Raw genomic sequence first — 23,902 nt, forward strand, 5'->3', positions numbered from 1 at the left:
ATGCGGGTCTCACCTTCGGGAACGGGACGGGGCGGCGGGGCCGGCCAGTGCCCGGAACTCGCGCATGGCCTGGCAGAGGGCCTCCACGTCGTCGGTGGAGTTGTAGTAGTGGAAGGAGAGGCGGACGACGGGTCCGCGGGGACTGACCGCGATGCCCTGGCCGGCCAGCCAGCCGGCGAGCGCGGGCGGATCGTTGTCGTACAGGCCGAGGTGGGCGCCCTGCCGCTCGGGGCTCTCGGCGCGGCGGACCCTTTCGCCCTGGGAGGTGAGGGTCCGTGCGGTGCGTTCGACGAGCGCCTCGACGTGGCGCCGCACGTCCGCCAGGTCGACGTCGGTGAAGAGCGCCAGGGCGGCGTTCGCGGCGTAGAGCGCGGGCACGGCCGGGGTGCCGGTCTCGAACCGCCGGGCGATGGCGGGGAAGTCGAGCCGCAGCGGGTCGAACGCCATCGGCTCCACCCGCCCGAACCAGCCGGTCAGCTGCGGGTCCTGGTCGCTCTCCACCCCTTCGCGGGCGTAGAGGAAGGCCACGCCGGGGAGGCCGGAGAGGTACTTCATGGTCCCGGCGACCAGGTAGTCGCAGCCGAGTTCGGTGACGTCCACCGGCATGACGCCGACGGCCTGGTAGGCGTCGACGAAGGTGAGCGCCCCGGCCTCGCGGCCGGCCGCGACCACCTCGGCCACCGGCGGGCGTTCGGCGAACTTGTACGTCGACAGCGGCACGGACACCAGCGCGGTGCGGGCGCCCACGGCCGTCGTGTAGTCGGAGAGCCGCACCCGGCCCGAGTCGTCCCCGGTGAAGATCACCTTGGCGCCGCGCGGCTGCTGTGCCAGCCAGACGTGCGCGACGGACGGGAACTCCTCGACCGTGGTGACGATCTCGTCGCGGGTCTTGAGCGACAGCGTCGAGACGACCTGGTACGCGCCGACGGAGGCGTTCGGCAGGACGGCGATCTGGTCCGCGCCCGCCCCGATCAGGGAGGCGAAGCGCTGCCGGGCGGCGTCCACCTCCTGCTCGAAGCGGTGCCAGGGCGCGCCGTGACGGGCCATGGCCTCCTGCATCCGCTCCAGCGCCTCGTCGACGGCTTCGGAGCGGGCGCCCAGGCTGCAGCTCGCCAGGTGGACGGTGCGTTCCAGCATGGGGAAGCCGCGGCGGAAGGCGGCGGGCGTGACGAGGACGGGCCGGGTCCGCTCCGCCTCGCCCACCCGGGGCGACGCGGTGGTCACGGTCATGACGCACTCGCCCCGCTCCGGTCCCCGGACATCGGGCAGACCGGCGCCGGGACCTGCTCGGCGTACTCGGGAGCGGGCTCGGCGTCGCCGAGGGGGCCGCTCAGCGTCAGCTCGGTGCGCAGCTCCCACAGTTGCGGGAAGAACTTGTGGCTGATCAGCCGGGCCAGGAAGTCCACGGGGGCGCCCTTGGTGCCGACCGCGGAGTCGCCGAGGATACGGGTGGTCATCTTGTAGTGCTGGACCCGCCACAGCGAGATGCGCTCGTCCCAGTCGATGAGCGCCTCGGCCAAGCGGTACTCGGCGGTGTCCTGGCCGGTGCGGTACACCTCGCCGAGGTCGGTCCCGCGGGCCTCGATCAGCCGGCGGAAGGCCTTCTCGAGGTCCTGGCCGACCTGGCGGGCGGCCTTCCAGCCCGGCGACTCGAAGCCCGAGCCGTGTCCGAGGACGGTGCGGATGATCTGGAAGTCCCAGGGGGCCAGGTGCCGCATCATCTCCAGGCCCTCGGTGCAGTTCAGCACGCCGAGCGAGGCGCGGCCGAGCAGCCGCGTGGCGGCGTCGAGGCTGCCGGCGTCGATGAGGCGGCAGGCCTCCTCGGCCTCGTAGGCGGCGTGCTTGAGCCAGAGCTCGCTCGTCTGGTGGACGATCTGGAACAGCATCTCGTCCCGGTGGATCATGTCCTCGGGGCGGCGCTGGAGCGCCAGCAGCGTGTCGGTGCGCATGTAGCGCGCGTAGTCGTTGGAACCTTCGCCGTCGAGTACGGCGACCGAATAGTCCTTGGCAGCCACGATGCTCCTGCTCAGGCGGTGGTGGTGGAGAACGTCAGGGGTTCGGCGTGGACCCGGAAGTCGCGTGCCGTGGTGGTGACGGCGGTCTCGACGGCCGCGGCGGTCGCGCCGCGGAACCGGAAGCGGCCGCCGACGTGCTCGTAGTAGGCGTCGGCGTCGGGCAGCACCTCGCCGGGGCGCAGCACCACCTCGGCGTAGGGGCCCTCGCGGCGCCCCGTCATCGAGGTCGACTCGGTGATGCGGCACGGCCGCTCGGCGGGGGCCGGGACGAGCATCCAGCCGGCCACCTCCCCGGTGGCCGAGGGCGTGGCGGCGGTGGCGGGCACGGGCGGCAGCGGCCGGTCGAGCTGGAGCTGCCAGGCGGCGTGCATGAGGTCGTAGCCGTGGACCTCGCGCCACAGGAACGGGATCTCGGCGCCGCCGACGCGCGCGCCGCACTCCAGGAAGCGGCAGCGGGGCAGGCCGTCGGCGTCGAGGTCGTCCTCGTCGAGGAAGACCTCGAGGTGGAAGACGGTGGCCCGGCCGGGGGAGAGCGCGCCGAGGAAGCCGGTGGCCGCCTTCCCGATCGCGGCGTTGACCCGCGGGTCGTCGATCTCGACGGAGCCGAGGAAGCTCCCGACGCGGAAGCCGAGGCAGGTGTTCAGGTAGCGGGAGGCCCGCCAGGCGAGCAGCCGCTCGCCGTCGAAGACGCCGTCGACGTGGCAGATGGTGGCGTCGACGAAGGCCTGGACGAGCATCGGGTCGGCGTCCAGGGAGAGCCCGGCGACCTGTTCGGGCCCGTCGACGCGGACCACGCCGGCGCTGGAGCTCCCGGTGCGCGGCTTGACGATGACGGGCCAGCCGTGCGCCTCGCCGAACTCCAGGACGGCGGCCGCGTCGGTGGCGGCGGCGAAGGCCGGGACGTCGAGGCCGGCGTCGTGGACGGCCCGGCACATCACGTACTTGTCGCGGAAGACGATCTGCTCCGGCTGGCGCGGCCCGGGGACGTCCCACTCCTCCCGCAGCGCGGCGCCGACCAGCAGGTCGTCCTCCTTGAGGGCGACGATCGACTCGGGGGCGCCGTGCCGGGCGGCGAGGGCGCGCACCTCGGCGCGGACCCGCTCCAGGTCGTCGGTGGCGGGGACGAGGACCACGTCGTGGGCCTCGGCGGGGACGGAGCCGGTGCCGACCTCGGTCGTCACGTAGCTGACCCGGTTCGCCGCGTGGTCGATGTAGCGGGTGAATTCCGCGTACCGCTCACGCCAGCGGTTGACGACGACGACGTGGGGGCGGTGGCCGGCCGTCGCGAATTCTTGTGGCGACGGCGCCGGGCTGGATTTTTCCGTGGCGCTCATATTCCGTTCTCCTCTTCCGGGAAGGTGAATACGCACGTGCCCCGGGTGCCGGGATTGGCGTAGGTGATGACGGAGCCGTCCTCCGGCTTCAGGGCGCGGCAGAAAGCACCGCCGAATCCCTCTCCGGTGACGAAGATCCCCCAGTTGGCGACCCATTCCCCGATGCGTCCGGTGTGCGGATCGACGACCTTTTCCAGGGCGGGCACGACGAGTTCCTGGGCGACGTAGTCGCGGTGCGCGGTGGCGGCCAGGGCCGCCTCCCACTCCGCGTCCGTGACGTCCCGGCCGATCACCACGCCGTCGGCGCTGTAACCCATGCCGGGCTTGAGCACCAGGCCGGCGCGGTGCGCGCGGGCGTACTCCAGGGCGTCCTCGGAGCCGTCCGCGCCGAGCACCCAGGTGCGGGGCAGCACCCGGTCGACGAGGGCGCGCTCGTCGTCGGTCAGGGCGGCCCGCACGGCGGGCCGGTGCAGCAGGCCGAGCGCGGCCTTGCTGGTGAACAGCGCGCCCTCGAGCGGGGTGAAGAGCGCGGTGCGGCCCGCCGCGTGGGCGCGGTTGACCCGCGTCAGCGCCGCGCGGGCGGCGGCGTCGCCGGCGATCTGGTAGGTGGCGAAGTAGCGCAGCACCACGTCGACCGGGCGGCCGCGCAGGCTGAGCTTGCCGTCGTCCTCCTCGACGACCTCCTGGACCTCGCCCAGCAGCAGGTCGACGCCGTGGCCCCGCAGGTCCTCCTGGATGGAGGTGAACACGCTGCTGTGCTCGTCGAGCGCGCCGGGACCCTCCAGCAGCGCCACCACGGGCTCGCCGTCCGTGACGCGGGCGCCGGCCCGGCGCAGTTCGCCGGCCAGCAGCTCCATGGTGTCGACGTGGCCGAGCCGGTTGCGGGCGGCGAACTCCCCGAAGGCGGGGTCGGCGAGGAAGGCGCGGTTGAGCTGGGCGGTGTCGACGCCGCCGAGCTCGCTGCCGACGTTGAGCTCCAGCAGCCGGAAGCCGGCGCCGTCGTGGAAGGCGTCGGCGCGGGCGTACAGCAGCGGGTCGCCGGTCGCCCCCTCCCGCATCACCTCGGTGAACTCCGGCGGCAGGCCGATCGCGGCGGCGTAGCGGTCCAGGTCACCGCCGAAGCAGCGCTCCGGGAGCGCCACCAGGAGGCGGAACACCGCGGCCAGGTCGTCGGCGAAGGCGCGGATCTCGTTCTCCGGGACGAATACCGGGCGGGCCAGCAGGACGTTTCCGTAGGCCTTTCCGTATTCCTGCGGGATGTCGGCCCGTTCGGGCAGGCCGGGCAGTTCGCTGTCGGGCCGCGCGGATTCCTCCACGTAGCGTTCGGTGGCGGTGTTCGCCATGGGCGGTTCTCCATTTCTGCCGGCTCGCGGCGTACCGGACCGGGGCGCGAGGGAAAGCCGCCGGAACGGGTGGCGGCGCCGGAAAAGACGGGAGGTGCGAATTTCCTGCGGCGGGCAGCTGAAGCGAGGAGCGGTCCGCGGTGACGTGAATTCACTGTGGCACCGGCCGGGCCCCCTCGGGCGGTCCCGGGCAGTGCGCGTTCACGACTGTCGTGAATGCGTCAGGGCGCTGCCGGGCGACATGACGGGGCGAAAGGGGTGTTCCGTCCGGCGGGCCGGCGGCGGCTGTTGCGTTCCCCCGCCGCGCGCTGCTTACCTACTCATCACTGCCGGGCAGCAGCAGAGCCCTCGGACGATCCGCGGTGACGCACGGAACCGTCCTCACAGGGAGAAACCCCATGCCCCGCCTGCAGTTCATCGTCGCCAGCACCCGCCCCGGCCGCGTCGGTCCCGCCGTCGCCGCCTGGGCCGCCGAGGAGGCCCGCCGGCACGGCGGCTTCGAGGTCGAGGTCGTCGACCTCGCGGAGATCGACCTGCCGTTCTTCGACGAGCCGGAGCACCCCTCCAGCGGCACCTACGTGCACCAGCACACCAAGGACTGGAGCGCCACCGTCTCCCGCGCCGACGCCTTCGTCTTCGTGATGCCGGAGTACAACTTCTCCTTCACCGCGCCCCTGAAGAACGCCATCGACTTCCTCTACCAGGAGTGGCAGTACAAGCCCGTCGGGTTCGTCAGCTACGCCAACGGCTCCGCCGGCCTGCGCGCCGTGCAGGGCATCAAGCAGGTCGTCACCACCCTCAAGATGACGCCCGTCACCGAGGCCGTGCCGATCCACTGGATCGGGCAGCGCATCGACGCCGACGGCGTCTTCCAGCCCGCCGAGGGCATGGACGAGGCGGCCAAGTCCATGTTCGACGAGCTGCTCCGCGTCTCGAACGCCCTCGCCCCGCTGCGCGCGACGGCGCAGGACTGAGAGGAGACCTCCATGACCGCCTCCAGCACCCGTTCCGCGGGCCGGCTCGTCGTCGTCGGCAGCGGCGGCCGCGCCTACCGCGAGTACTCCTTCCGGAGCCTGCACGAGGACCACACCCTCTCCGCCGTCCTCCCCGCCGAGCCGACGTGGCAGCGCCGCTACCTCGACTCCTACGCCGTCGCCGACCTCAGCGACCCGGTCGCCATCGCCGACGCCGTGCTCCGGCTCGCCGGCCCCGACCCCCGGCCCGGCTCCCTCGCCGTGCTGACCTGGGACGAGACGGCCGTCGAGGCGACCGCGGAGGCCGCCGCGAAGCTCGGTGTGCCGCACCTGTCCCCCGAGGCCGCCCGGCACTGCCGCGACAAGTACGCCACCCGGTCCCTGATGGCCCGGGCCGGACTCGCGGCGGTCCGGTACCACCTCGTCACCACCGTCGACGAGGCGGTGGCCGCCGCCGCCGACCTCGGCTACCCGGTCGTCCTCAAGCCGCGGGCCCTCGCCGGCAGCATCGGCGTGACCCGCGCCGACGACGAGCGCGAGGTGCGCGCCGCGTTCGAGCTCGCCGACGGCGCCGCCTTCGCGACCCTGCCCACCGGCCACGGCGTCCTCGTCGAGGAGTACCTCGACGGCCCGGAGATCAGCGTGGACAGCGCGGTGCACGAGGGCGACGTCGACGTCGTCCACATCGCCCGCAAGCGCCTGGGCTTCGCCCCGTACTTCGAGGAGGTCGGCCACCTGGTCGCCGCCCGGTGCGACGAGGCGTGGGCCGGCGAGGTACGCGAACTGGTCGTCGCCGCGCACCGGGTGCTGGGCGTCACCACCGGCGTCACCCACGCCGAGGTGCGCCTCACCTCCCGCGGACCGCGGCTCATCGAGCTCAACGCCCGGCTCGGCGGCGACCTCATCCCGTTCATCAGCGCCCTGGCCACCGGCGTCGACCTGGTCAAGGCCGCCGCGGAACTCGCCTTCGGACGCCGCCCCGACACCACCCCCGTCCGCCAGGACACCGCCGAGATCCGGTTCCTCTACCCGGCCGGCGACGGGCGGGCCCGCCTCCTGGACCTGTCCGGCGCGGCCGCCACCGCCGGCATCTCCCACGCGTCGGTCATCGCCGAGCCCGGCGACCGGCTGCTCCTCCCGCCGCGCCAGGCCATCCCGCGGCTCGCCGCGCTGGTCGCCGTCGGCGCGGACGAGGCCGAGTGCGCCGCCGCCCTGGACCGCGCGGCCGCGACCGTCGACCGCACGGTCGACCCCCTTCCCGAACACGTCGTCGTCGGAGCCGCCGCATGACCACGCCCATCCTGCACCCGGCGCCCGCGGCGGCACCGCCCGCGCCGGGTGGCACGACGACGAGGACGGCGAAGGACGCGGGGGTCGTGCCCGGCCCCCAGGAGGCGCGCGCCGTCGCCGCCGCGCACGCCTACGTGCCTTTGCGCATGGAGCTGCTCGCGGACACCGTCACGCCGGTCACCGCGTTCGCGCGGCTGTGCCGGCCGGGGGAGACGGGCCTGCTGCTGGAGAGCGTCGTCGGCACCGACAGCAGCGTCGCCCGGTACTCCTACATCGCCTTCCGGCCGCAGCCGGTCGACCTCGGCGACGGGGACCCGCTGGCCGCGCTGCAGCCGCTGGCCGACCGGGACGTGGCCCCGCTGCCCGGACTGCCGCCGTTCCACGGCGGGGCGGTGGGCTACCTGGGCTACGAGAGCGCCCGCCACTTCGAGCGGCTGCCCGTGGCCCCGGAACCCGGGCCCGGGATGCCGGAGTCGGCGTTCCTGCGCGCGGACGACCTCGTCGTGTTCGACCACGCCACCCGCCGGCTGCTGATCACCACGCTGTACGACACGGCCGGCGAACGGTACGAGGACGCGGTCGCCCGCCTCACCGCGATGCGGGAGCGGCTGGTGGGCGAGCTGCCGGCCGGCGCGCTCGACGCCCGGCCGCTCGCGCCCGCCCGCACCGCCGCCGAGCAGGACCGTTCCGCCTGGCGCGCGCACACCGGCGAGGAGCGGTTCCTGGAGATGGTGGAGCAGGCCCGCGAGTACATCCGCGCGGGCGACATCTTCCAGGTCGTCCTGTCGCAGCGGTTCAGCAAGCCGCTGCACGCCGAGCCGTTCGACGTCTACCGCCACCTGCGCGCCGTCAACCCGTCCCCGTACATGTACCACCTGGTGCTCGGCGGCGACCGCCACGTCATCGGCGCCTCCCCGGAGCTCCTGGTGAAGGCCGAGGACGGCCGCGCCGAGACCCGCCCGCTGGCCGGGACCCGGTGGCGCGGCGTCGACGCCGCCGCGGACCAGGCGCTGGAGGAGGAACTGCTGGCCGACGAGAAGGAGTGCGCCGAGCACGTCATGCTCGTCGACCTCGGCCGCAACGACATCGGCCGGATCGCCGCCCCCGGCAGCGTGCGGGTGGACCGGCTGATGGAGGTCGAGCGCTACTCGCACGTCATGCACCTGTCCTCGACGGTCAGCGGCGACCTCGCCGGGGACCGCACCCCGCTGGACGCCCTGCGGTCCACCTTCCCCGCCGGCACCGTCTCCGGCGCGCCGAAGATCCGCGCCATGGAGATCATCGCCGAGCTGGAGCGGGAGCGGCGCGGCGTCTACGGCGGCGCGCTCGGCTTCGTCGGCACGGGCGGACGGCTGGACACGGCGATCGCCCTGCGCACCCTCGTCATCGCCGACGGCCAGGCGTACGTCCAGGCCGGCGCCGGCGTGGTCGCCGACTCGGACCCGGCGGCGGAGTACCGCGAGACGCTGAACAAGGCCCAGGCGCTGTTCGCCGCCGTGGAGAGGGCGGAGGCGCACGCGTGACCGCCCTCGCCACCGCCACCGCGCCACGGGCCGCCCGGACCGGCGCCGCGCCGCGCGTCGTCGTCGTCGACAACTACGACTCCTTCACCTACAACCTCGTGCAGTACCTGGCCGAGGCGGGCGCCGACCCCGTCGTCCGCCGCAACGACGCCGTCACCGTCGAGGAGCTCGCCACCCACGACGCCGTGCTGATCTCGCCCGGGCCCGGCGCCCCCGGCCAGGCGGGCGTCAGCCTCGCCGCGGTCCGGGAGCTCAGCGGGCGCGTCCCGCTGCTCGGCGTGTGCCTGGGACACCAGACGATCGGGGAGGCGTTCGGCGCCGCGGTGGTCCGCGTCGGACCGGTCCACGGCAAGACCGACCGCGTCCGGCACGACGGCACCGGCGTCCTGGCCGGGCTGCCCGACCCGTTCACCGCCACCCGCTACCACTCGCTGGCGGTGGACCCGGACACGCTGCCCGCCGAGCTCGTCGCCAACGCCTGGGCGCAGGACGGCACGGTCATGGGCCTGCGCCACCGCGAACACCCCACCTTCGGGGTCCAGTTCCACCCCGAGTCCGTGCTGACCGAGCAGGGCCGGGACATCGTCGTCAACTTCCTGCAGGAGGCAGCCCGATGAAGACGGCCCTGCGCACGCTGGCCGGGGGAGGCCGGCTCACCCGGGAGCAGGCGGGCCGGGCGATGGCCGCCGTGCTGGGCGGCGAGGCCACGCCCGCCCAGATCGCCGGTTTCGCCATGGCCCTGTCCGCCCGCCCCGCCGACGTGGAGGAGATCGTCGGCCTGGTCGCCACCGCCCGCGCCTTCGGCACCGTGCTGCCCGGCGACGGACACGTCCTCGACACCTGCGGCACCGGTGGCGACGGACACGACACCTTCAACATCTCCACCACCGCGGCCGTCGTCGCCGCCGCCTGCGGGGTGCCGGTCGCCAAGCACGGCAACCGCAGCGCCTCCTCGTCGTGCGGCAGCGCGGACGTGCTGGAGGCCCTGGGGGTCGGCATCGACCTCGGCCCCGACGAGGCGGCCGCGTGCCTGTCCGGGACCGGCATCACGTTCCTGTTCGCCCCGGTCTTCCAGCCCGCGTTCCGCCACGCGGCGGGCCCGCGCCGGGAACTGGGCGTGCGGACCGTGTTCAACGTGCTCGGCCCGCTGTGCAACCCGGCCGGCGCCCGCTACCAGACCCTCGGCGTCTCCGACCCGGCGCTGCTGGAGGTCATGGCGGAGGTCCTGCACCGCCTCGGCACCGAACACGCCCTCGTCTTCTGCGCCGAGGACGGCCTGGACGAACTCAGCACCTGCTCCCCCTCCCAGGTGGTCGAACTCGTCCGGGGCCGCACCACCCGCTACCGGCTCGACCCCGCCGACCTGGGCATCGCCCCGGCCACCCTCGCCGACCTGCGCGGGGGCGACGTGGCGGAGAACGCGGAGATCGTCCGCCGGATCCTGGCGGGGGAGCCCGGCCCGCGCCGGGACGTCGTCCTCCTCAACACCGCCGCCGCCCTCCGCGCGGCGGGGGTGAGCGGGGACTGGCGCGAGGGCCTCGCCCTCGCGGCCGACGCCGTCGACGGCGGACGGGCCCGGGCACTGCTCGACGACTGGATCACCGCCACGGCGAAGCCGGCCCCGGCCGCCGCACGACGAGAAGGGACCACACCATGACCGCGGTGTCCTCGCCCCCCGCCGCGGGGACCGCTCCGGCGGCGCTCGCCGACCTGCTCGCGCGCCTGGTGGACGCCGCGCACCGGCAGACCGCCGAGCGGCGCGCCGCCGTGCCCCTCGCCGAGGTCGAACGCCGGGCCGCCCAGGCCGGGCCGGTACGCGACTTCGGCGCGGCGCTGCGGGCGCCGGGCCTGTCCGTGATCGCCGAACTCAAGCCGCGCAGCCCGCTCAAGGGCCCGCTGACCGACGACTACCGCCCTGCGGAGCTCGCCCGCCGTTACGAGGCGGGCGGCGCCGCCGCGCTGTCGGTCCTCGCGCACACCGAGGGCTTCGGGGGCCGCCCCGAGGACATCGCGACCGTCCGGGCCGCCGTCGGCCTGCCCGTCATGCGCAAGGACTTCGTCGTCGACGAGTACCAGATCGCCGAGGCGCGGGCGTTCGGCGCGGACGCCGTGCTCCTCGTCGTCGCCGCCCTGACGGCCGGGCGGCTCTCCGAACTCCACGCGTACGCCCTGCGCATGGGCCTGCACACGCTGGTCGAGGTGCACAGCGTGGAGGAGGCGCGCACCGCGCTGCTCCTCGGCGCGGCCAACATCGGCGTCAACCACCGCGACCTGCGGGACTTCCGCATCGACCTCGGGCTCACCGCCCGGCTGCGCGCCGAGGTGCCGGCCGACCGCGTGCTGGTCGCCGAGAGCGGCGTGCGGGGCCCGGCCGACGCCCGCAGGCTCCACACCGACGGCGCGGACGCGGTGCTGGTGGGCGAGACGCTCATGCGGTCCGCGGACCCGGCGGCCGAGGTGGCCGCCCTCATCCAGGAAAGGTCATGACAGCCGTGACGACAGGAGGTTCCTTCCACCCGGACCCGGAGGGCCAGGTCCCGAGCGCCGAGGGGTACTTCGGCGCCTTCGGCGGCAAGTTCATCCCGGAGGCGCTGGTCGCCGCGGTGGACGAGGTCGCCGTGGAGTACGAGAAGGCGAAGGGCGATCCGGCCTTCGCGGCCCAGCTGGACGACCTGCTGGTGAACTACACGGGCCGGCCGAGCGCGCTCACGGAGGTGCCGCGGTTCGCGGAGCACGCGGGCGGCGCCCGGGTCTTCCTCAAGCGCGAGGACCTGAACCACACCGGCTCGCACAAGATCAACAATGTGCTGGGCCAGGCGCTGCTCACCCGGCGGATGGGCAAGACGCGGGTCATCGCGGAGACCGGCGCCGGCCAGCACGGCGTGGCCACCGCCACCGCCTGCGCCCTGTTCGGCCTCGACTGCACCATCTACATGGGGGAGATCGACACCGAGCGCCAGGCGCTGAACGTGGCGCGGATGCGGATGCTGGGCGCCGAGGTGGTCCCGGTCGCCTCGGGCAGCCGGACGCTGAAGGACGCCATCAACGAGGCGTTCCGCGACTGGGTCGCCAACGTCGACAGCACCCACTACCTGTTCGGGACGGTGGCGGGACCGCACCCCTTCCCCGCCATGGTGCGCGACTTCCACCGGGTGATCGGCGTCGAGGCCCGCCGGCAGGTCCTGGCGCGCGCCGGACGGCTGCCGGACGCGGTGGTGGCGTGCGTGGGGGGCGGGTCGAACGCCATCGGCCTCTTCCACGCCTTCATCCCGGACCGGGGGGTGCGCCTGGTGGGCTGCGAGCCCGGCGGACACGGCGTCGCGACCGGCGAGCACGCGGCGACGCTCACCGCGGGCGAGCCGGGCATCCTGCACGGTTCCCGGTCCTACGTGCTCCAGGACGAGGAGGGGCAGATCACCGAGCCGTACTCCATCTCGGCGGGACTGGACTACCCCGGCATCGGCCCGGAGCACTCCTACCTGAAGGACTCCGGGCGCGGCGAGTACCGGGCCGTGACGGACGACGACGCGATGCTGGCCCTGCGGCTGCTGTCCCGGACCGAGGGCATCATCCCGGCGATCGAGTCGGCGCACGCGCTGGCCGGCGCGCTGGAGGTGGGCCGGGAACTGGGCCCGGAGGGCCTGCTGATCGTCAACCTGTCCGGCCGCGGGGACAAGGACATGGACACGGCGGCCCGCTGGTTCGGGCTGTACGACGGGAAGAAGGAGGGGACCGGCTGAGCGGGACCTCCCCGGCCGCGGGTCCCGCGGCCGCCGCGGAGCCCGCCGGGCGATGGCCTGCGAACCGTTCACCCCGGTTCGCGGGCCATTCGTGGTACGGCCGGTGGGATTCGAACCCACATGGACTTCCGTCCACAACATCCTAAGTGTTGCGCGTCTGCCATTCCGCCACGGCCGCGGAGCGGTGCACGGCCATCGTACTCGGCGTCAGAGCGTCGCCGTCCGGCCCCGGGTGAGCACGCCCGGATCGAACTGCTGCGCCATCCGGCGGTAGCCCGCGTCGTTGAGGTGGAGGTGGTCACCGGAGTCGAGGTGCCCGGCCAGGCGGTGCGGGGCGTAGGGGTCGCGGAGGGCCTTGTCGAGGTCGATCACCGCGTCGAAGATCCCGCCGCCGCGGATCTCGGTGTTGACCGCCCGGCGCGCCGTCTCACGGACCGCGTCGTAGCCGATGTGGCCCCCGAACGGCATCAGCGTCGCGCCGACGACCGGGATGCCCCGCGCGTGGGCGCGGGTGACCAGCGCGCGCAGGCCGGCGGTGATGGCGGCGGGGTCGGGCGTGCCGTCGGGGTCGCGGAGGATGTCGTTGATGCCGAGGACCACGACGACCGCCCTGGTGTTGGGCCGTGACAGCGCGTCCCGCTCGAAGCGGTTCAGGCCGCTGGGGCTGTCGGCGGGGCGGCCGAGGCCGTCGGTGAGGAGCTGGTTGCCGCTGATGCCCGCGTTGGCGACGCCGTGGCGGAAGTCCAGCCGCTCGGCCAGCACGTCGGTCCAGCGGGCCTCCTGGTCCGGCGTGGAGGTGACGCCGTCGGTGAGGGAGTCGCCGATGACCACCACGGTGCCCTCGGCGTCCTTGCTGAGGACGTCGAGGGCGGTGACGTACCGCCAGTGCGGGGTCGGCTCGGTGTAGGCCCGGGCCCGCGGGTCGAGGACGTGGTCGCCGGTGGCGAGGTACGAGGTCTGGCGGGCGTGCCGGTGGTAGGTGACCGGGCCGGCGGGCGTGGGGGAGTGGGTGGTGATCAGCACGTCGCTGTCGGCCGGCACCCGCAGGGCCACCGCGTCGCTGACCACCTGGCCGCCCGGCGGGACGGTCACCGCGCGGGCGCCGGAGAAGGTCAGCGGGCGCAGCGTGTCCGGGGCGGCCTCCGGGGTGTCGTCCCGGAGGGCGACGCCGACCGAGGCGGAGGTGATGAGCAGCGGCTGCCGGCCGTAGTGGTTGGACAGGGTCACCCGTGCGGCGGAACCGCCGGCGCTGGTGTGGACGACGTTGCGCACGGACCGTCCGGCGACGCCCGTCAGTTCCGTGCCGGGCTCGGCCCCGGAGGGCGCGGCGGCCCAGCTGCCGACCCACGTTCCGGTGGAGGCGGGCGCGGCGGGATTGTGGGGCGCGCGGCCCCCGGACACGCTGGTGTCGCGGGCCTCGGTCCGGGCACCCGCCTGGCGGGCCGCGAGGTAGATGCCGGCGCTGACGGCGATTATCAGGGCGGTGAAGGCCGCCAGCAGGGCGCAAGCGTGACGCCTGGTCATGCGGGGCTCGACTCCTCGGGCTTTTCGAACGACGGAACGACTGGAACGACGGAAGGTGCGGGACATCCCCGGCGGCTCTCCGGGCGTCCTCGTGGACAGACGCCGGGAACCTTCTCTCCGTTCCCGGAGTCGGTCAGCAGGGACGTTTCTTTCCTGATGGGGCATGTGACACAGGTGGACGGGCGACGAATGGGACGACAGGACGAGAACGGCGGGTACCCCGCCGGCACCGCCGATACCGGCGGCGGTGGCGGGGAACGCGGCGGCGGTGCCGGCGGCACCGGCGGCGTCGGCGGTGCCGGGAGCGGCGGTGCGGGGCACGGCGAGCATGCCCGCCCGCCCGGCGGCGGCAATCGCGGCGTCCCCCGTTCGGCCGCACGCACCATGAATGGTTTCACCCTCGCCGACGAGGAGCGCCAGCGGGGTGTCCGTCGGATGAAGGCGCTGGCCACGGGCCTGCTGCTGGTGGTCGCCGTGATCTACGCGCTGGCCACCTGGGCGGAACACCAGGGGGCGGGCGCCTGGGCCGGCTACGTCGCGGCGGCCGCCGAGGCGGGCATGGTGGGCGCGCTCGCCGACTGGTTCGCCGTGACGGCCCTCTTCCGGCACCCGCTGGGTCTGCCGATCCCGCACACCGCGATCATCCCCACCAAGAAGGACCAGCTCGGCGAGTCGCTGGGCGAGTTCGTGGGGGAGAACTTCCTCTCCGCGGAGGTGGTGCGGACCCGGCTGCGGGCGGTCGGCATCGGGAACCGGCTGGGCGCCTGGCTGGCCGAACCGGAGCACGCCGACCGGGTGACGGCCGAACTGGCGACCGCGCTGCGGGGCGCGCTGACCGTGCTGAAGGACCGTGACGTCCAGGACGTGGTGGGCGAGGCCATCACCCGCCGCGCGGAGGCGGCCGAGGTCGCCCCGGTGCTGGGCAAGACGCTGGAGCGGGTGGTCGCGGACCAGGGGCACCGGCGGACGGTCGACCTGGTGGTGGCGCGGGCGCACGACTGGCTGGTGCTGCACGGCGACCGCGTGATGAACGCGGTGCAGGGCGGCGCCCCGGGCTGGACGCCGCGGTTCGTGGACCGGAAGGTGGGGGAGCGGGTCTACAAGGAACTGCTGCGGTTCGTCACCGAGATGCGGGACATGCCGACCCATCCGGCCCGGGACGCGCTGGACCGGTTCCTCGCCGACTTCGCCTCCGACCTGCAGTCCGACACGGACACCCGGGCCCGGGTGGAGCGGCTGAAGTCGGAGGTGCTGAACCGGGACGAGGTGCAGGACCTGATCGCCTCGGCCTGGTCGGCGGTGCGCCGGATGATGGTGACCGCCTCCGAGGACGAGCAGAGCCGGCTGCGGCTGCGGGTGCGCGCGGGGCTGCTGGCCCTCGGCGCCCGGATGAAGGCGGACCAGGGGCTCCAGGAGAAGGTCGACGGCTGGATCGAGGGCGCCGTCACCTACGTGGTCACCACCTACCGGAGCGAGATCACCGCCCTGATCACCGACACGGTCGCGGGCTGGGACGCCGAGCACACCACCCGGAAGATCGAGGCGCACATCGGCCGCGATCTCCAGTTCATCCGGATCAACGGCACGGTGGTCGGCTCGCTGGCCGGGCTGCTGATCCACACCGTTTCGCGCATGCTGGGGGCATAGCCGTAACGGGCGGGGCAACAGGGAGGGGAACCGCCGCTCGCTCAACGGAGAGGGAGACCACGCGATGGCAGTATCCGCGACACCCGAGCCTTCGGAGATCCCGAAGGAGACAGGAACCGTCACCACCGCCGTCCCGGCCCGGCTGGACCGGCTTCCGTGGTCCCGCTGGCACTGGATGATCGTCATCGGCCTGGGCACCGTGTGGATCCTGGACGGGCTGGAGGTCACCACGGTCGGCAACATCGCCGGCCGGCTGGCCGAGGAGGGCAGCGGACTGCCCATCAGCTCCGCCCAGGTCACCGGTATGGCGGCGGCGCTGTACGTCGCGGGAGCGTGCGCCGGGGCGCTGTTCTTCGGCTGGCTCACCGACCGCTTCGGCCGCAAGAAGCTCTTCATCACCACCCTGGCGGTCTACCTGGGGGCGACCGCCCTCACCGCGATCTCGTTCGACGTCTGGTGGTTCTTCCTCTTCCGCTTCCTGACCGGGTTCGGCATCGGCGGCGAGTACGCGGCCATCAACTCCGCCATCGACGAGCTGATCCCCTCCGAGTACCGCGGCCGGGTCGACCTGATCATCAACGGCAGCTACTGGCTCGGCGCGATCGGCGGCGCGCTGCTGTCCATCGTGATGCTGGACACCGACATCTTCGCCGCGAACGTCGGCTGGCGGCTGACCTTCGCGCTCGGCGTCGTGCTCGGCCTGGTGATCCTGCTGGTGCGGCGGAACGTCCCGGAGAGTCCACGCTGGCAGTTCATCCACGGCCAGGGCGAGAAGGCGGAGAAACTCGTCTCCGACGTCGAGCGGGAGATCGAGGAGCAACAGGGCCGCAAGCTGCCCCCGCCGGCCGGTGAGATCACCATCCACCAGCGCAAGTCCATCGGCTTCGGGCTGATCGCCAGGACGGTCTTCACCAAGTACCCCAAGCGCACGGTGCTGGGGCTGGCCCTCTTCATCGGCCAGGCGTTCCTCTACAACGCGATCACCTTCGGCTTCGGCGCGATCCTCACCAAGTTCTTCGACGTCGAGGTCGGCCACACCGGCTACTACTTCGCGGTGATCGCCGCGGGCAACTTCCTCGGCCCGCTGCTGCTGGGCAAGCTGTTCGACACGGTCGGCCGCCGGATCATGATCTCGTCGACGTACATCCTCTCCGGGCTCCTGCTGTTCGTGACGGCGTGGCTGTTCAGTCAGGAGGTGCTGACGGCGACGACGCTGACGGCGTGCTGGTGCGTGGTGCTGTTCTTCGCCTCGGCGGGCGCGAGCAGTGCCTACCTGACGGTCTCCGAGATCTTCCCGATGGAGACCCGCGCGATGGCGATCGCCTTCTTCTACGCGGTCGGCACGGCGGCGGGCGGCATCGCCGGCCCGCTGATCTTCGCGGACCTCACGGAGTCCGGGGTCATCGCGGAGACGGTGCTGGCGTTCCAGATCGGCGCGGGCCTGATGTGCGCGGCGGGGCTCGTCGCGGTCTTCCTCGCCGTCAAGGCCGAACGCCGCAGCCTGGAGGACATCGCGACGCCCCTCTCCACCGTCGACACCCCCGCCGCACCCGCCCGCTGACCCCGTCCCGCCTCCGCCCCTCCCGCGCAGCCGTGCCGCGGCCCGTCCCGCGGCGCGGCTGCGCGTCGCCGTCCGCGGGCCGGTGCTACCCCCCCGGACGCCGGGGGTGGAGGTGGTCCCGCGCCGTCCCGGGCGGGGCGGGGCAGGCGCGGGCTCCCGGAGACCGGGTCAGGCGGGGGGAAGGCGGCGCCTGCCGGCGCCCTTGGGGCGCTTCGTGCGGACCCCCACGCCGCCCCAGAAGGCGAAGCCCGTGACGACGACCCGCGGCGCGCCCGGGTCGGGGGCCGGGAAGTCGCCCCGCGCGTCGTGGTCGAACCCGCCCATGAGCCCCGTGCCCCGCATCACGACCTCGACCCCCGGCGGGACGACGATTTCCACCCCGCCCATCACGGCGACGCAGTTCACGACGACCTCACGCCCCGCGAAGTACGCGTCGCGCAGGTCGATCACCCCGCCGCCCATCACCGCCACCGCGTTGAACCGCCGCGGCGCCACCCACCGCCCGACCCGCTGGAAGCCGGACATCACCGCGATCCCCCGGTCGGAGGAACCCTCGCCCCCGGTGATCCGCGACGACCAGTCGGGTTCCGCCCCGGAGGCGGGGGCGGGCCGCTTCGCCATGGAGACCGCCGGTCCGCCCGGCGCGGGCAGGTCCCGGGTGACCGGCTCCAGCTCCCCGTACGTCTTCGCCCGGTACACGACGTCCAGCCGTTCCTGGAACTCGTCCATGTCGAGCCGCCCCTCCGCGAGGGCGTCCCGGAGCCGCTCCGCGACCCGCTCGCGGTCGGCGTCCCCCGCCCGGAGTTCGGGCAGCGGCACCTCCCGCCGTTCCCCCCGCGCTGCCCCGCCCTCGTCCCGCTCGTTCCGCTTGTTCGACGCGTCGGCCATGGCGCGCAGCATACGAGTTCGGGACGCCCCCGGTAACGGGATGCCGCCAGGACGGCGGCGTGCCGAGGCCCCGACACAGACCAGTCCTGCGGGCGCGCTTCGGTCATACCGGTACATAGTGGGCGCATAGGGTATCGGCGGGACGCGGAGGAACGGGAGCCGGAGCACGCGATGACGAACGACCGCAGGAAAGAGCCGTTCCAGGGCCGGGAGCCCCAGCGGCCCCCGGACGCCCCCGCCGCCGCGCGGGGCGCCGCCGGCGGGGCCGCCCCCGCCGCCCGGCGCAAGGGCTGGCGACGCGCCCTCCCCACCTGGCGCTTCACCCTCCTGGGCCTGGTCGCCGTCATCCTGCTGGGCGCGGCCGCCCTGGCCGCCGGCTACCACCTGGTGAAGATCCCCCGCGCCAACGCCCTCGCCACCATGCAGAGCAACGTGTTCCTCTACGCCGACGGGTCCCGCCTCGCCCGTGACGGGGACGTCAACCGGGAGAGCGTCCAGCTGTCCCAGGTCTCCCGGCACGCCCGGCACGCCGTCCTCGCCGCCGAGGACCGCGACTTCTACGACGGCTCCGGCGTGGACCCCCAGGCGATGGTCCGCGGCGCGTGGAACACCGTCACCGGCAAGGGCCGCCAGTCGGGTTCCACGATCACCCAGCAGTACGTGAAGAACTACTACCTGGGCCAGGAGCAGACCCTCACCCGCAAGGCGAAGGAGTTCTTCATCGCCATCAAGCTGGACCGGGAGAAGTCGAAGGACGAGATCCTCCAGGGCTACCTGAACACCAGCTACTTCGGCCGCAACACCTACGGCATCCAGGCGGCCGCCCACGCCTACTACGGCGTCGACGCCTCCGAACTGGACGCCGCGCAGGGCGCCTACCTGGCCGCGCTGCTCAACTCCCCCAACGCCTACGATGTCGACGCCCACCCGGAGAACCGGGAGAAGGCCCTGGTCCGCTGGAACTACGTGCTGGACGGCATGGTCAAGGAGGGCTGGCTGGGCCGGGCGGAGCGGGCCGCCCTGGAGTTCCCCGCGCCGCGCCCCAACCGGGCGAACACGGCGCTCTCCGGTCAGCGCGGGTACATCGTCAACGCCGTCAAGGCGTACCTGGCGGAGCACGGCATCCTCGAGGAGGCCGAGCTGGACGGCGGCGGCTACCGGATCTGGACGACCCTGCGCAGGCCGGCCCAGGACGCGCTGGTGGGCGCGGTGGAGGAGGAGGTGCTGGACAACCTGGAGCCGCAGGTGCGGGACGCGGACAGGAACGTGCGGGCGGGGGCCGCCGCGATCGACCCGCGCACCGGCAAGGTCGTCGCGATGTACGGCGGCACCGACTACGTGAAGCAGTACACGAACAACGCCACCCGCCGGGACTTCCAGGTCGGCTCCACCTTCAAGCCGTTCGTGCTGGCGGCCGCGCTCGAGCACGGGGCGCACACCCACGACGGACGGCCCATCACCCCGCAGACCATGTACGACGGCACCAGCAAGCGGGCCGTGGAGGGCTGGCCGGGGGACAGGTACACACCCGAGAACGAGGACGACAGGAGCTACGGGGAGATCTCGGTCAGCGAGGCCACCGACAAGTCCGTCAACGCGGTGTACGCCCAGATGGCGGTGGACGTGGGACCCGACCGGGTGCACCGGACGGCGGTGCGGCTGGGGCTCCCGGAGCGCACCCCGGACATGGTCGCCTCCCCGTCGATCGCGCTGGGCACGGCCACGGCGAGCGTGCTGGACATGACGCAGGCGTACGCGACGCTCGCCGACCACGGGCGCCACCGGCCGTACACGCTGGTCGAGAAGATCACGCGCAACGGGTCGCGGACGGTGCCGCTGCCGGAGCGCAGGACCACCCAGGCGGTCGACCGGGTCGCGGCGGACACGACGACGTCGGTGCTGCGCGGCGTCGTCGCGGGGGGCACCGCCACCGCCGCGCAGGCCGCGGGGCGGCCGGCGGCCGGCAAGACGGGCACGGCCGAGGAGGACACGGCGGCCTGGTTCGCCGGGTACACGCCGGACCTGGTCGCCGTGGTGTCGGTGATGGGGCAGGACCCTGAGACGGCCGCGCACAAGCCGCTGTACGGGGCGATGGGGCTGGGGCGGATCAACGGCGGCGGCGTGCCGGCGCAGATCTGGGCGAAGTTCGTGAAGGACGCGACGGAGGGGGAGGAGGCGAGCGCCTTCGACCTCCGGATCCGTTCGGGGAGCGGGGACCTCGAGCTGCCGTACGCGGTGCCGGGCGACGGGGCGTCGGCCTCCGCGTCCGCGTCCCCGTCGGAGGGGTCGGGGGACGACGGGTTCCCCTGGGACTCCGGGCCCGCCGAGGGCGACGGCTCCTTCGAGGACCGGGGCGAGGAGTCCGACGGCGACGACGGCGACGGCACCGGCGACGGCTCCGGCGAGGGCGACGCCGCCGGTCCGGCCCCGGGCCCCGGCGGCTCGGCCGTCCCGTCGCCCGGGTCCGATGCGGACGACGCGCCCGGCGACGCCGCCCCGCCCGCCGGTCCGGCCCCCCCCCCGCCCGTGGTTCCGGGCCGGCGCCCCGCGGGGCGCCGGCCCGGAACCACGGCTTCGGCCGATGGCCGCGGCCGACGGGAGGAGGGAGCGGCCGCTAGGCGGCGCGCGGCAGTTCGGCCTGGCCGAACAGCAGGGCGTAGCCGGGCGGGAGCTGGGCGAGGACCCGGTGGGTCAGGTCGTCGCCGATCAGGCCGGGGAGCACCCCGAGCACCGACGTGGTGTCCCAGCGCGCGGTGGCGTGCGTGGCGTTGGGCAGCCGGCGGGACAGCTCGTTGACGAACTCCGCGGCGGCCGGCGGCTGGTGGGCCGGAACCTGGGCGGCGACGATGCGTCCCGCCTCCTCCGGCAGCGCCTGCGCCAGGTCGACGCGCTCGTCGCCGACGACGTGCTCGCCGAGTGCCGCGAGCACCGCACGGGTCACCCGTTCGGCCTGCTCCTCGGTCGGGTAGAGCCCGGCCTCACGGACCTTGGCGACCAGGTCGTCCCACGAGGGGCCGGACGCCCTGTCGTCGGCGCCGGCGCGCGGCGCCGGGACGGCGGCGGGGGCCTCGGCCGTGGCGGCGGTGGCAGTGGCGGTGGCGGCGTCGCTCGGGATCATGGGAATGGTCAAGGGGACTGCTCCTCTTCAGCTCCCGTCAGATGTGACTGCCGGGCCGGGCGGCGGCCTGTCCCGGCCCGGTACTGCGCCCGTATGCCCGCCTTCGCGGCCTGTACACCTCCGTGTACGCGGTGTGCGCAGACCGTGGGGCGGGCGCACGGGGCGGGCGGAAGGCGTCAGCGGCTGAGGGCCCTGGGGCCGGTGCTTCCGCCGCTGATCCGGATCTTCCGGGGCTTGGCGTGTTCGGCCACCGGGATCCGCAGGGTCAGCACGCCGGCGTCGTAGGAGGCGTCGATCCGCTCGGTGTCCAGCGTGTCGCCCAGGATGAGCTGCCGGCTGAACGTGCCGGCCGGGCGCTCGGCGACGATCACCTCGGCGCCCTCCGGGGTCCGGTTCGCGCGCTCCGCCCGGATGTTCAGGAGGTTCCGCTCGACGTCGAGGTCGATGGTCTCCGGGTCGACGCCCGGCAGGTCGACCTGGACGACCAGGTCGTCCCCGACCCGGTAGGCGTCCATCTGCAGGGCGGCCGGGCGGGAGAGCCCGCCCGCGTTCCCGAGGACCTGCTGGGTGAGGCGGTCGAACTCACGGAACGGATCCGTTCGCATGAGCATCACGAGATCACTCCTTCGTCTGGACGGGGTTCTTGGGTGCGATGCCCTTACGTCTTCTTATATAGCTCCGGTCCGGAAAATTGACAAGCCGGGACTCAACTCTTGTCCCGGCCCGCCCCGTCGCGCCCGCTCCACCCGCTTTGACCGCCGGCGGGCCGCTCGGCATCGTGGGCGGTGACATCGACACGAGGAGGACGGCATGGCGACGGTGCCCACGGCCGCGGTGGCGGCGACCGGGCTGATCGGCGGGTACGGGGTGGCCCGCTGGACGAAGCGGCGGGAGCTCGGCGGGGTGGTGCTGGCCGCGGCCGGCGCCGCGGCGGCGAACCGGTGGCGGCGGCAGGCGGGCGGCGGGGTGGCCGCCGGGCTCACCACGGCGTACGTGGCCGCGTTCGCGGGGTCGCACCCCCTGGCCGGGCGGCTGGGCGCGTGGACGTCCGTGCTCACCGTCACGGCCGGCGTGGCCGCCGCGTCCTGGGTCCTCGCCGACCGCCACGGCGCCGCCTGACGCACCAGGTGCGCGGAGGCCGGCGCGTGGGGGCCGGGACGGCGACGGGGGGCGGGCGCGGGGCGAGGGCGGGGCGGAAACGGGGCGAGGGCGGGGGGAGAACAGGGCGAGGGCGGGCCGCACGGGCCCGCCCTCGCTCCCGTCCCCGCTCCCGGGGAGGCGGTCAGATGCCGAGGTCGCGGATGATCTTGGCGACGTGGCCGGTGGCCTTCACGTTGTAGAGCGCGTGCTCGACGGTGCCGTCCGCGCCGACCACGACCGTGGAGCGGATGACGCCGACGACCGTCTTGCCGTACAGCTTCTTCTCGCCGAACGCGCCGTACGCCTCGAGCACCTTCTTGTCCGGGTCGGCCAGCAGGGTCACCTTCAGCGACTCCTTGTCGCGGAACTTCGCCAGCTTCTCCGGCTTGTCCGGCGAGATGCCGATCACGTCGTACCCGGCGTCGGCCAGCAGCTCCAGGTTGTCCGTGAAGTCGCAGGCCTGCTTGGTGCATCCGGGGGTGAGCGCGGCGGGGTAGAAGTACACGATGACCTTGCGGCCCGCGTGGTCGGCCAGCGACACCTCGTTCCCGTCGGCGTCGGGAAGGGTGAAGGCGGGGGCGGTGTCGCCGGGCTGGAGTCGCTCGGACATCGGGTCGTGCTCCTTGGATCGCTCGATACCGGGTGGGCGCGTACGAGCGTAACCGGGGGCTTGCCCGTGCGGCCGGGCCACGAGCTGACAGACTGGTGGACAGCAACACGGGAAGCAGTACGCAGTACGTACGGACATCCGACGGCGACACGATCACGGAGGCGGCACGGTGGCGGACACCTCGGACACCAGGACACCGGCGCAGATCAAGGCGGACATCGAGCGGCGCCGCGCACTGCTGGCCGAGACGCTCGAGGAGATCGGGGTGCGGATGCACCCGCGGACGGTGATGGACGACGCCAAGGCCAAGGCGCGCGGCCAGGTCGACCAGACCCTCGGACGGGCCTACGTCAGCGTCAACCGCACCCTCACCGGCGTACGGGGGCGCTTCGTCGACGAGGAGGGGTCGCCGCGCGTGGACCGCATCCTGCCGGTGGCGCTGGTCGCGGTCGGCGTGGTCGGACTGCTGGTGCTCGGCACCCGCGGCTCGGGCGGCTCCGGCCGCTCGCGCGGCGGGCGACGCCGCCGCTGACCCGCCACCCGCCCGGGCGGCCAGGAGCGAGGGCCAGGTAGGTTCACACCGTGAGCGTCAACAGAACTGTGAGTGACACCCAGGACGACAAGCTTCCGATCCGGATGCTGCACGACCGCGTGCTGGTGCGTCAGGACAACTCGGAGGGTGAGCGCCGCTCGGGCGGCGGCATCCTCATCCCCGCGACGGCGGCGGTCGGCCGCCGCCTGGCGTGGGCGGAGGTCGTGGCGGTGGGTCAGAACGTCCGCACCGTCGAGCCGGGCGACCGCGTCCTGTACGACCCGGAGGACCGGGCGGAGGTCGAGGTGCGGGGGATGACCTACGTGCTGATGCGGGAGCGGGACCTCCACGCGGTCGCCGCGGACCGTTTCGAGGGCGCGGAGGACTCCACGGGCCTGTACCTCTAGGCACGACGGACCCGACGCGAAGGGGCCGGTGACCGCGACCGCGGTCACCGGCCCCTTCCGTGTCCCCGTGGGGCGCTCACAGGGCCAGGTGGGGCCAGGGCCAGGGGTGTTGCTCGTGGGGCGGGAGGTGCGGGCCGCCCCCGGGCGGGTCCTGGTGGTGCGGAGGGTGGTGCGGAGGGTGGTGCGCCGGGGGCGGCGCGGGGCGGGCCGGACCGGAGGGCGGGGCGGCGTCGCCGGGCGCGTCGTCCGCATCGGA

Annotated in this window: 21 protein-coding genes, 1 tRNA gene and 1 pseudogene; 13 read left to right on the forward strand and 10 right to left on the reverse strand. The window is 74.0% G+C overall.

Going from position 1 to position 23,902, the window contains the following annotated elements:
* Window positions 1-9: 9 nt before the first annotated feature.
* Genes A2U95_RS13445 through A2U95_RS13460 form a run of 4 tightly spaced genes read right to left on the reverse strand, consistent with a single transcriptional unit; the run spans window position 10 to window position 4,692 of the window.
* Complete coding sequence (locus tag A2U95_RS13445; RefSeq protein WP_206282878.1) at window positions 10-1,230, reverse strand: aminotransferase class V-fold PLP-dependent enzyme; 1,221 nt, start codon at window positions 1,228-1,230, stop codon at window positions 10-12.
* On the reverse strand, window positions 1,227-2,015 hold the full coding sequence (locus A2U95_RS13450) for a tryptophan 2,3-dioxygenase family protein (RefSeq protein ID WP_240957310.1): 789 nt from the start codon (window positions 2,013-2,015) through the stop codon (window positions 1,227-1,229). The genes A2U95_RS13445 and A2U95_RS13450 overlap by 4 nt, the downstream gene beginning before the upstream one ends.
* A gap of 11 nt (window positions 2,016-2,026) precedes the next feature.
* Complete coding sequence (locus tag A2U95_RS13455) at window positions 2,027-3,349, reverse strand: ATP-grasp domain-containing protein (protein WP_206282879.1); 1,323 nt, start codon at window positions 3,347-3,349, stop codon at window positions 2,027-2,029.
* Window positions 3,346-4,692 carry a circularly permuted type 2 ATP-grasp protein gene (locus A2U95_RS13460; RefSeq protein ID WP_166022347.1) on the reverse strand — a complete coding sequence of 449 codons (1,347 nt, stop codon included), beginning with the start codon at window positions 4,690-4,692 and terminating at the stop codon, window positions 3,346-3,348. The genes A2U95_RS13455 and A2U95_RS13460 overlap by 4 nt, the downstream gene beginning before the upstream one ends.
* A gap of 398 nt (window positions 4,693-5,090) precedes the next feature.
* Between A2U95_RS13460 and A2U95_RS13465 the strand changes: the two genes are divergently transcribed.
* The 7 genes from A2U95_RS13465 to trpB are packed head-to-tail and all read left to right on the forward strand — an operon-like array spanning window position 5,091 to window position 12,219.
* The gene (locus tag A2U95_RS13465) at window positions 5,091-5,666 is read left to right on the forward strand and encodes an NADPH-dependent FMN reductase (RefSeq protein WP_166022348.1); all 576 of its coding nucleotides are present in this window, start codon (window positions 5,091-5,093) and stop codon (window positions 5,664-5,666) included.
* A 12-nt stretch (window positions 5,667-5,678) separates the two neighbouring features.
* Window positions 5,679-6,956: an ATP-grasp domain-containing protein gene (locus A2U95_RS13470; RefSeq protein ID WP_166022349.1), complete on the forward strand. Its 1,278-nt coding sequence runs from the start codon at window positions 5,679-5,681 to the stop codon at window positions 6,954-6,956.
* Window positions 6,953-8,479: an anthranilate synthase component I family protein gene (locus tag A2U95_RS13475; RefSeq protein ID WP_166022350.1), complete on the forward strand. Its 1,527-nt coding sequence runs from the start codon at window positions 6,953-6,955 to the stop codon at window positions 8,477-8,479. The genes A2U95_RS13470 and A2U95_RS13475 overlap by 4 nt, the downstream gene beginning before the upstream one ends.
* The gene (locus A2U95_RS13480) at window positions 8,476-9,096 is read left to right on the forward strand and encodes an anthranilate synthase component II (RefSeq protein WP_166022351.1); all 621 of its coding nucleotides are present in this window, start codon (window positions 8,476-8,478) and stop codon (window positions 9,094-9,096) included. Before A2U95_RS13475 ends, A2U95_RS13480 begins: the two co-directional genes overlap by 4 nt.
* Window positions 9,093-10,136, forward strand: a complete 1,044-nt coding sequence (gene trpD / locus A2U95_RS13485) for an anthranilate phosphoribosyltransferase (protein WP_166022352.1) — start codon at window positions 9,093-9,095, stop codon at window positions 10,134-10,136. Before A2U95_RS13480 ends, trpD begins: the two co-directional genes overlap by 4 nt.
* Window positions 10,133-10,966 carry an indole-3-glycerol phosphate synthase TrpC gene (gene trpC / locus A2U95_RS13490; protein ID WP_166022353.1) on the forward strand — a complete coding sequence of 278 codons (834 nt, stop codon included), beginning with the start codon at window positions 10,133-10,135 and terminating at the stop codon, window positions 10,964-10,966. Before trpD ends, trpC begins: the two co-directional genes overlap by 4 nt.
* Window positions 10,963-12,219: a tryptophan synthase subunit beta gene (trpB, locus tag A2U95_RS13495; RefSeq protein ID WP_166022354.1), complete on the forward strand. Its 1,257-nt coding sequence runs from the start codon at window positions 10,963-10,965 to the stop codon at window positions 12,217-12,219. Before trpC ends, trpB begins: the two co-directional genes overlap by 4 nt.
* A gap of 92 nt (window positions 12,220-12,311) precedes the next feature.
* Here the strand turns inward: trpB and A2U95_RS13500 are convergent.
* Both A2U95_RS13500 and A2U95_RS13505 read right to left on the reverse strand, forming a co-directional pair.
* Window positions 12,312-12,397, reverse strand: a tRNA-Leu gene (locus tag A2U95_RS13500).
* A gap of 29 nt (window positions 12,398-12,426) precedes the next feature.
* On the reverse strand, window positions 12,427-13,743 hold the full coding sequence (locus tag A2U95_RS13505; RefSeq protein WP_166022355.1) for an SGNH/GDSL hydrolase family protein: 1,317 nt from the start codon (window positions 13,741-13,743) through the stop codon (window positions 12,427-12,429).
* Window positions 13,744-14,127: 384 nt separating this feature from the next.
* Between A2U95_RS13505 and A2U95_RS13510 the strand changes: the two genes are divergently transcribed.
* Entirely contained in the window at window positions 14,128-15,390 is a 1,263-nt protein-coding gene (locus A2U95_RS13510) for a DUF445 domain-containing protein (RefSeq protein ID WP_166025172.1), read from the forward strand.
* 64 nt (window positions 15,391-15,454) lie between these two features.
* The gene (locus A2U95_RS13515; protein WP_166022356.1) at window positions 15,455-16,951 is read left to right on the forward strand and encodes an MFS transporter; all 1,497 of its coding nucleotides are present in this window, start codon (window positions 15,455-15,457) and stop codon (window positions 16,949-16,951) included.
* Between the two features lie 168 nt (window positions 16,952-17,119).
* Here A2U95_RS13515 and A2U95_RS13520 read toward each other — a convergent pair whose 3' ends face one another.
* Window positions 17,120-17,770, reverse strand: coding sequence for a DUF1707 SHOCT-like domain-containing protein (locus tag A2U95_RS13520; protein ID WP_240957463.1), 651 nt, complete (start codon window positions 17,768-17,770; stop codon window positions 17,120-17,122).
* A gap of 240 nt (window positions 17,771-18,010) precedes the next feature.
* Here A2U95_RS13520 and A2U95_RS13525 point away from each other — a divergent pair, with 240 nt between their 5' ends.
* Complete coding sequence (locus tag A2U95_RS13525) at window positions 18,011-20,635, forward strand: transglycosylase domain-containing protein (protein ID WP_240957311.1); 2,625 nt, start codon at window positions 18,011-18,013, stop codon at window positions 20,633-20,635.
* Here A2U95_RS13525 and A2U95_RS13530 read toward each other — a convergent pair.
* Window positions 20,550-20,957 (reverse strand): annotated as a pseudogene (locus tag A2U95_RS13530) (DUF2267 domain-containing protein); the annotation flags it as partial. The gene A2U95_RS13525 and the pseudogene A2U95_RS13530 sit on opposite strands and share 86 nt — an antisense overlap.
* 176 nt (window positions 20,958-21,133) lie before the next feature.
* A complete protein-coding gene (locus A2U95_RS13535; RefSeq protein ID WP_166022358.1) occupies window positions 21,134-21,568 on the reverse strand; it encodes an Hsp20/alpha crystallin family protein in 435 nt (144 codons plus the stop codon).
* Between the two features lie 199 nt (window positions 21,569-21,767).
* Here A2U95_RS13535 and A2U95_RS13540 point away from each other — a divergent pair, with 199 nt between their 5' ends.
* Window positions 21,768-22,076 carry a hypothetical protein gene (locus A2U95_RS13540; protein ID WP_166022359.1) on the forward strand — a complete coding sequence of 103 codons (309 nt, stop codon included), beginning with the start codon at window positions 21,768-21,770 and terminating at the stop codon, window positions 22,074-22,076.
* 163 nt (window positions 22,077-22,239) lie between these two features.
* Here A2U95_RS13540 and bcp read toward each other — a convergent pair whose 3' ends face one another.
* Window positions 22,240-22,707: a thioredoxin-dependent thiol peroxidase gene (bcp, locus tag A2U95_RS13545; protein WP_166022360.1), complete on the reverse strand. Its 468-nt coding sequence runs from the start codon at window positions 22,705-22,707 to the stop codon at window positions 22,240-22,242.
* 169 nt (window positions 22,708-22,876) lie between these two features.
* On the opposite strand from bcp, the gene A2U95_RS13550 reads away from it, so the two are divergent.
* On the forward strand, window positions 22,877-23,239 hold the full coding sequence (locus A2U95_RS13550; protein WP_166022361.1) for a DUF3618 domain-containing protein: 363 nt from the start codon (window positions 22,877-22,879) through the stop codon (window positions 23,237-23,239).
* 104 nt (window positions 23,240-23,343) lie between these two features.
* A complete protein-coding gene (locus tag A2U95_RS13555) occupies window positions 23,344-23,646 on the forward strand; it encodes a GroES family chaperonin (protein WP_151775204.1) in 303 nt (100 codons plus the stop codon).
* Window positions 23,647-23,902 lie beyond the last annotated feature (256 nt).

This window comes from Streptomyces chilikensis (assembly GCF_001642695.1).
Taxonomy (GTDB): Bacteria; Actinomycetota; Actinomycetes; order Streptomycetales; family Streptomycetaceae; genus Streptomyces; species Streptomyces chilikensis.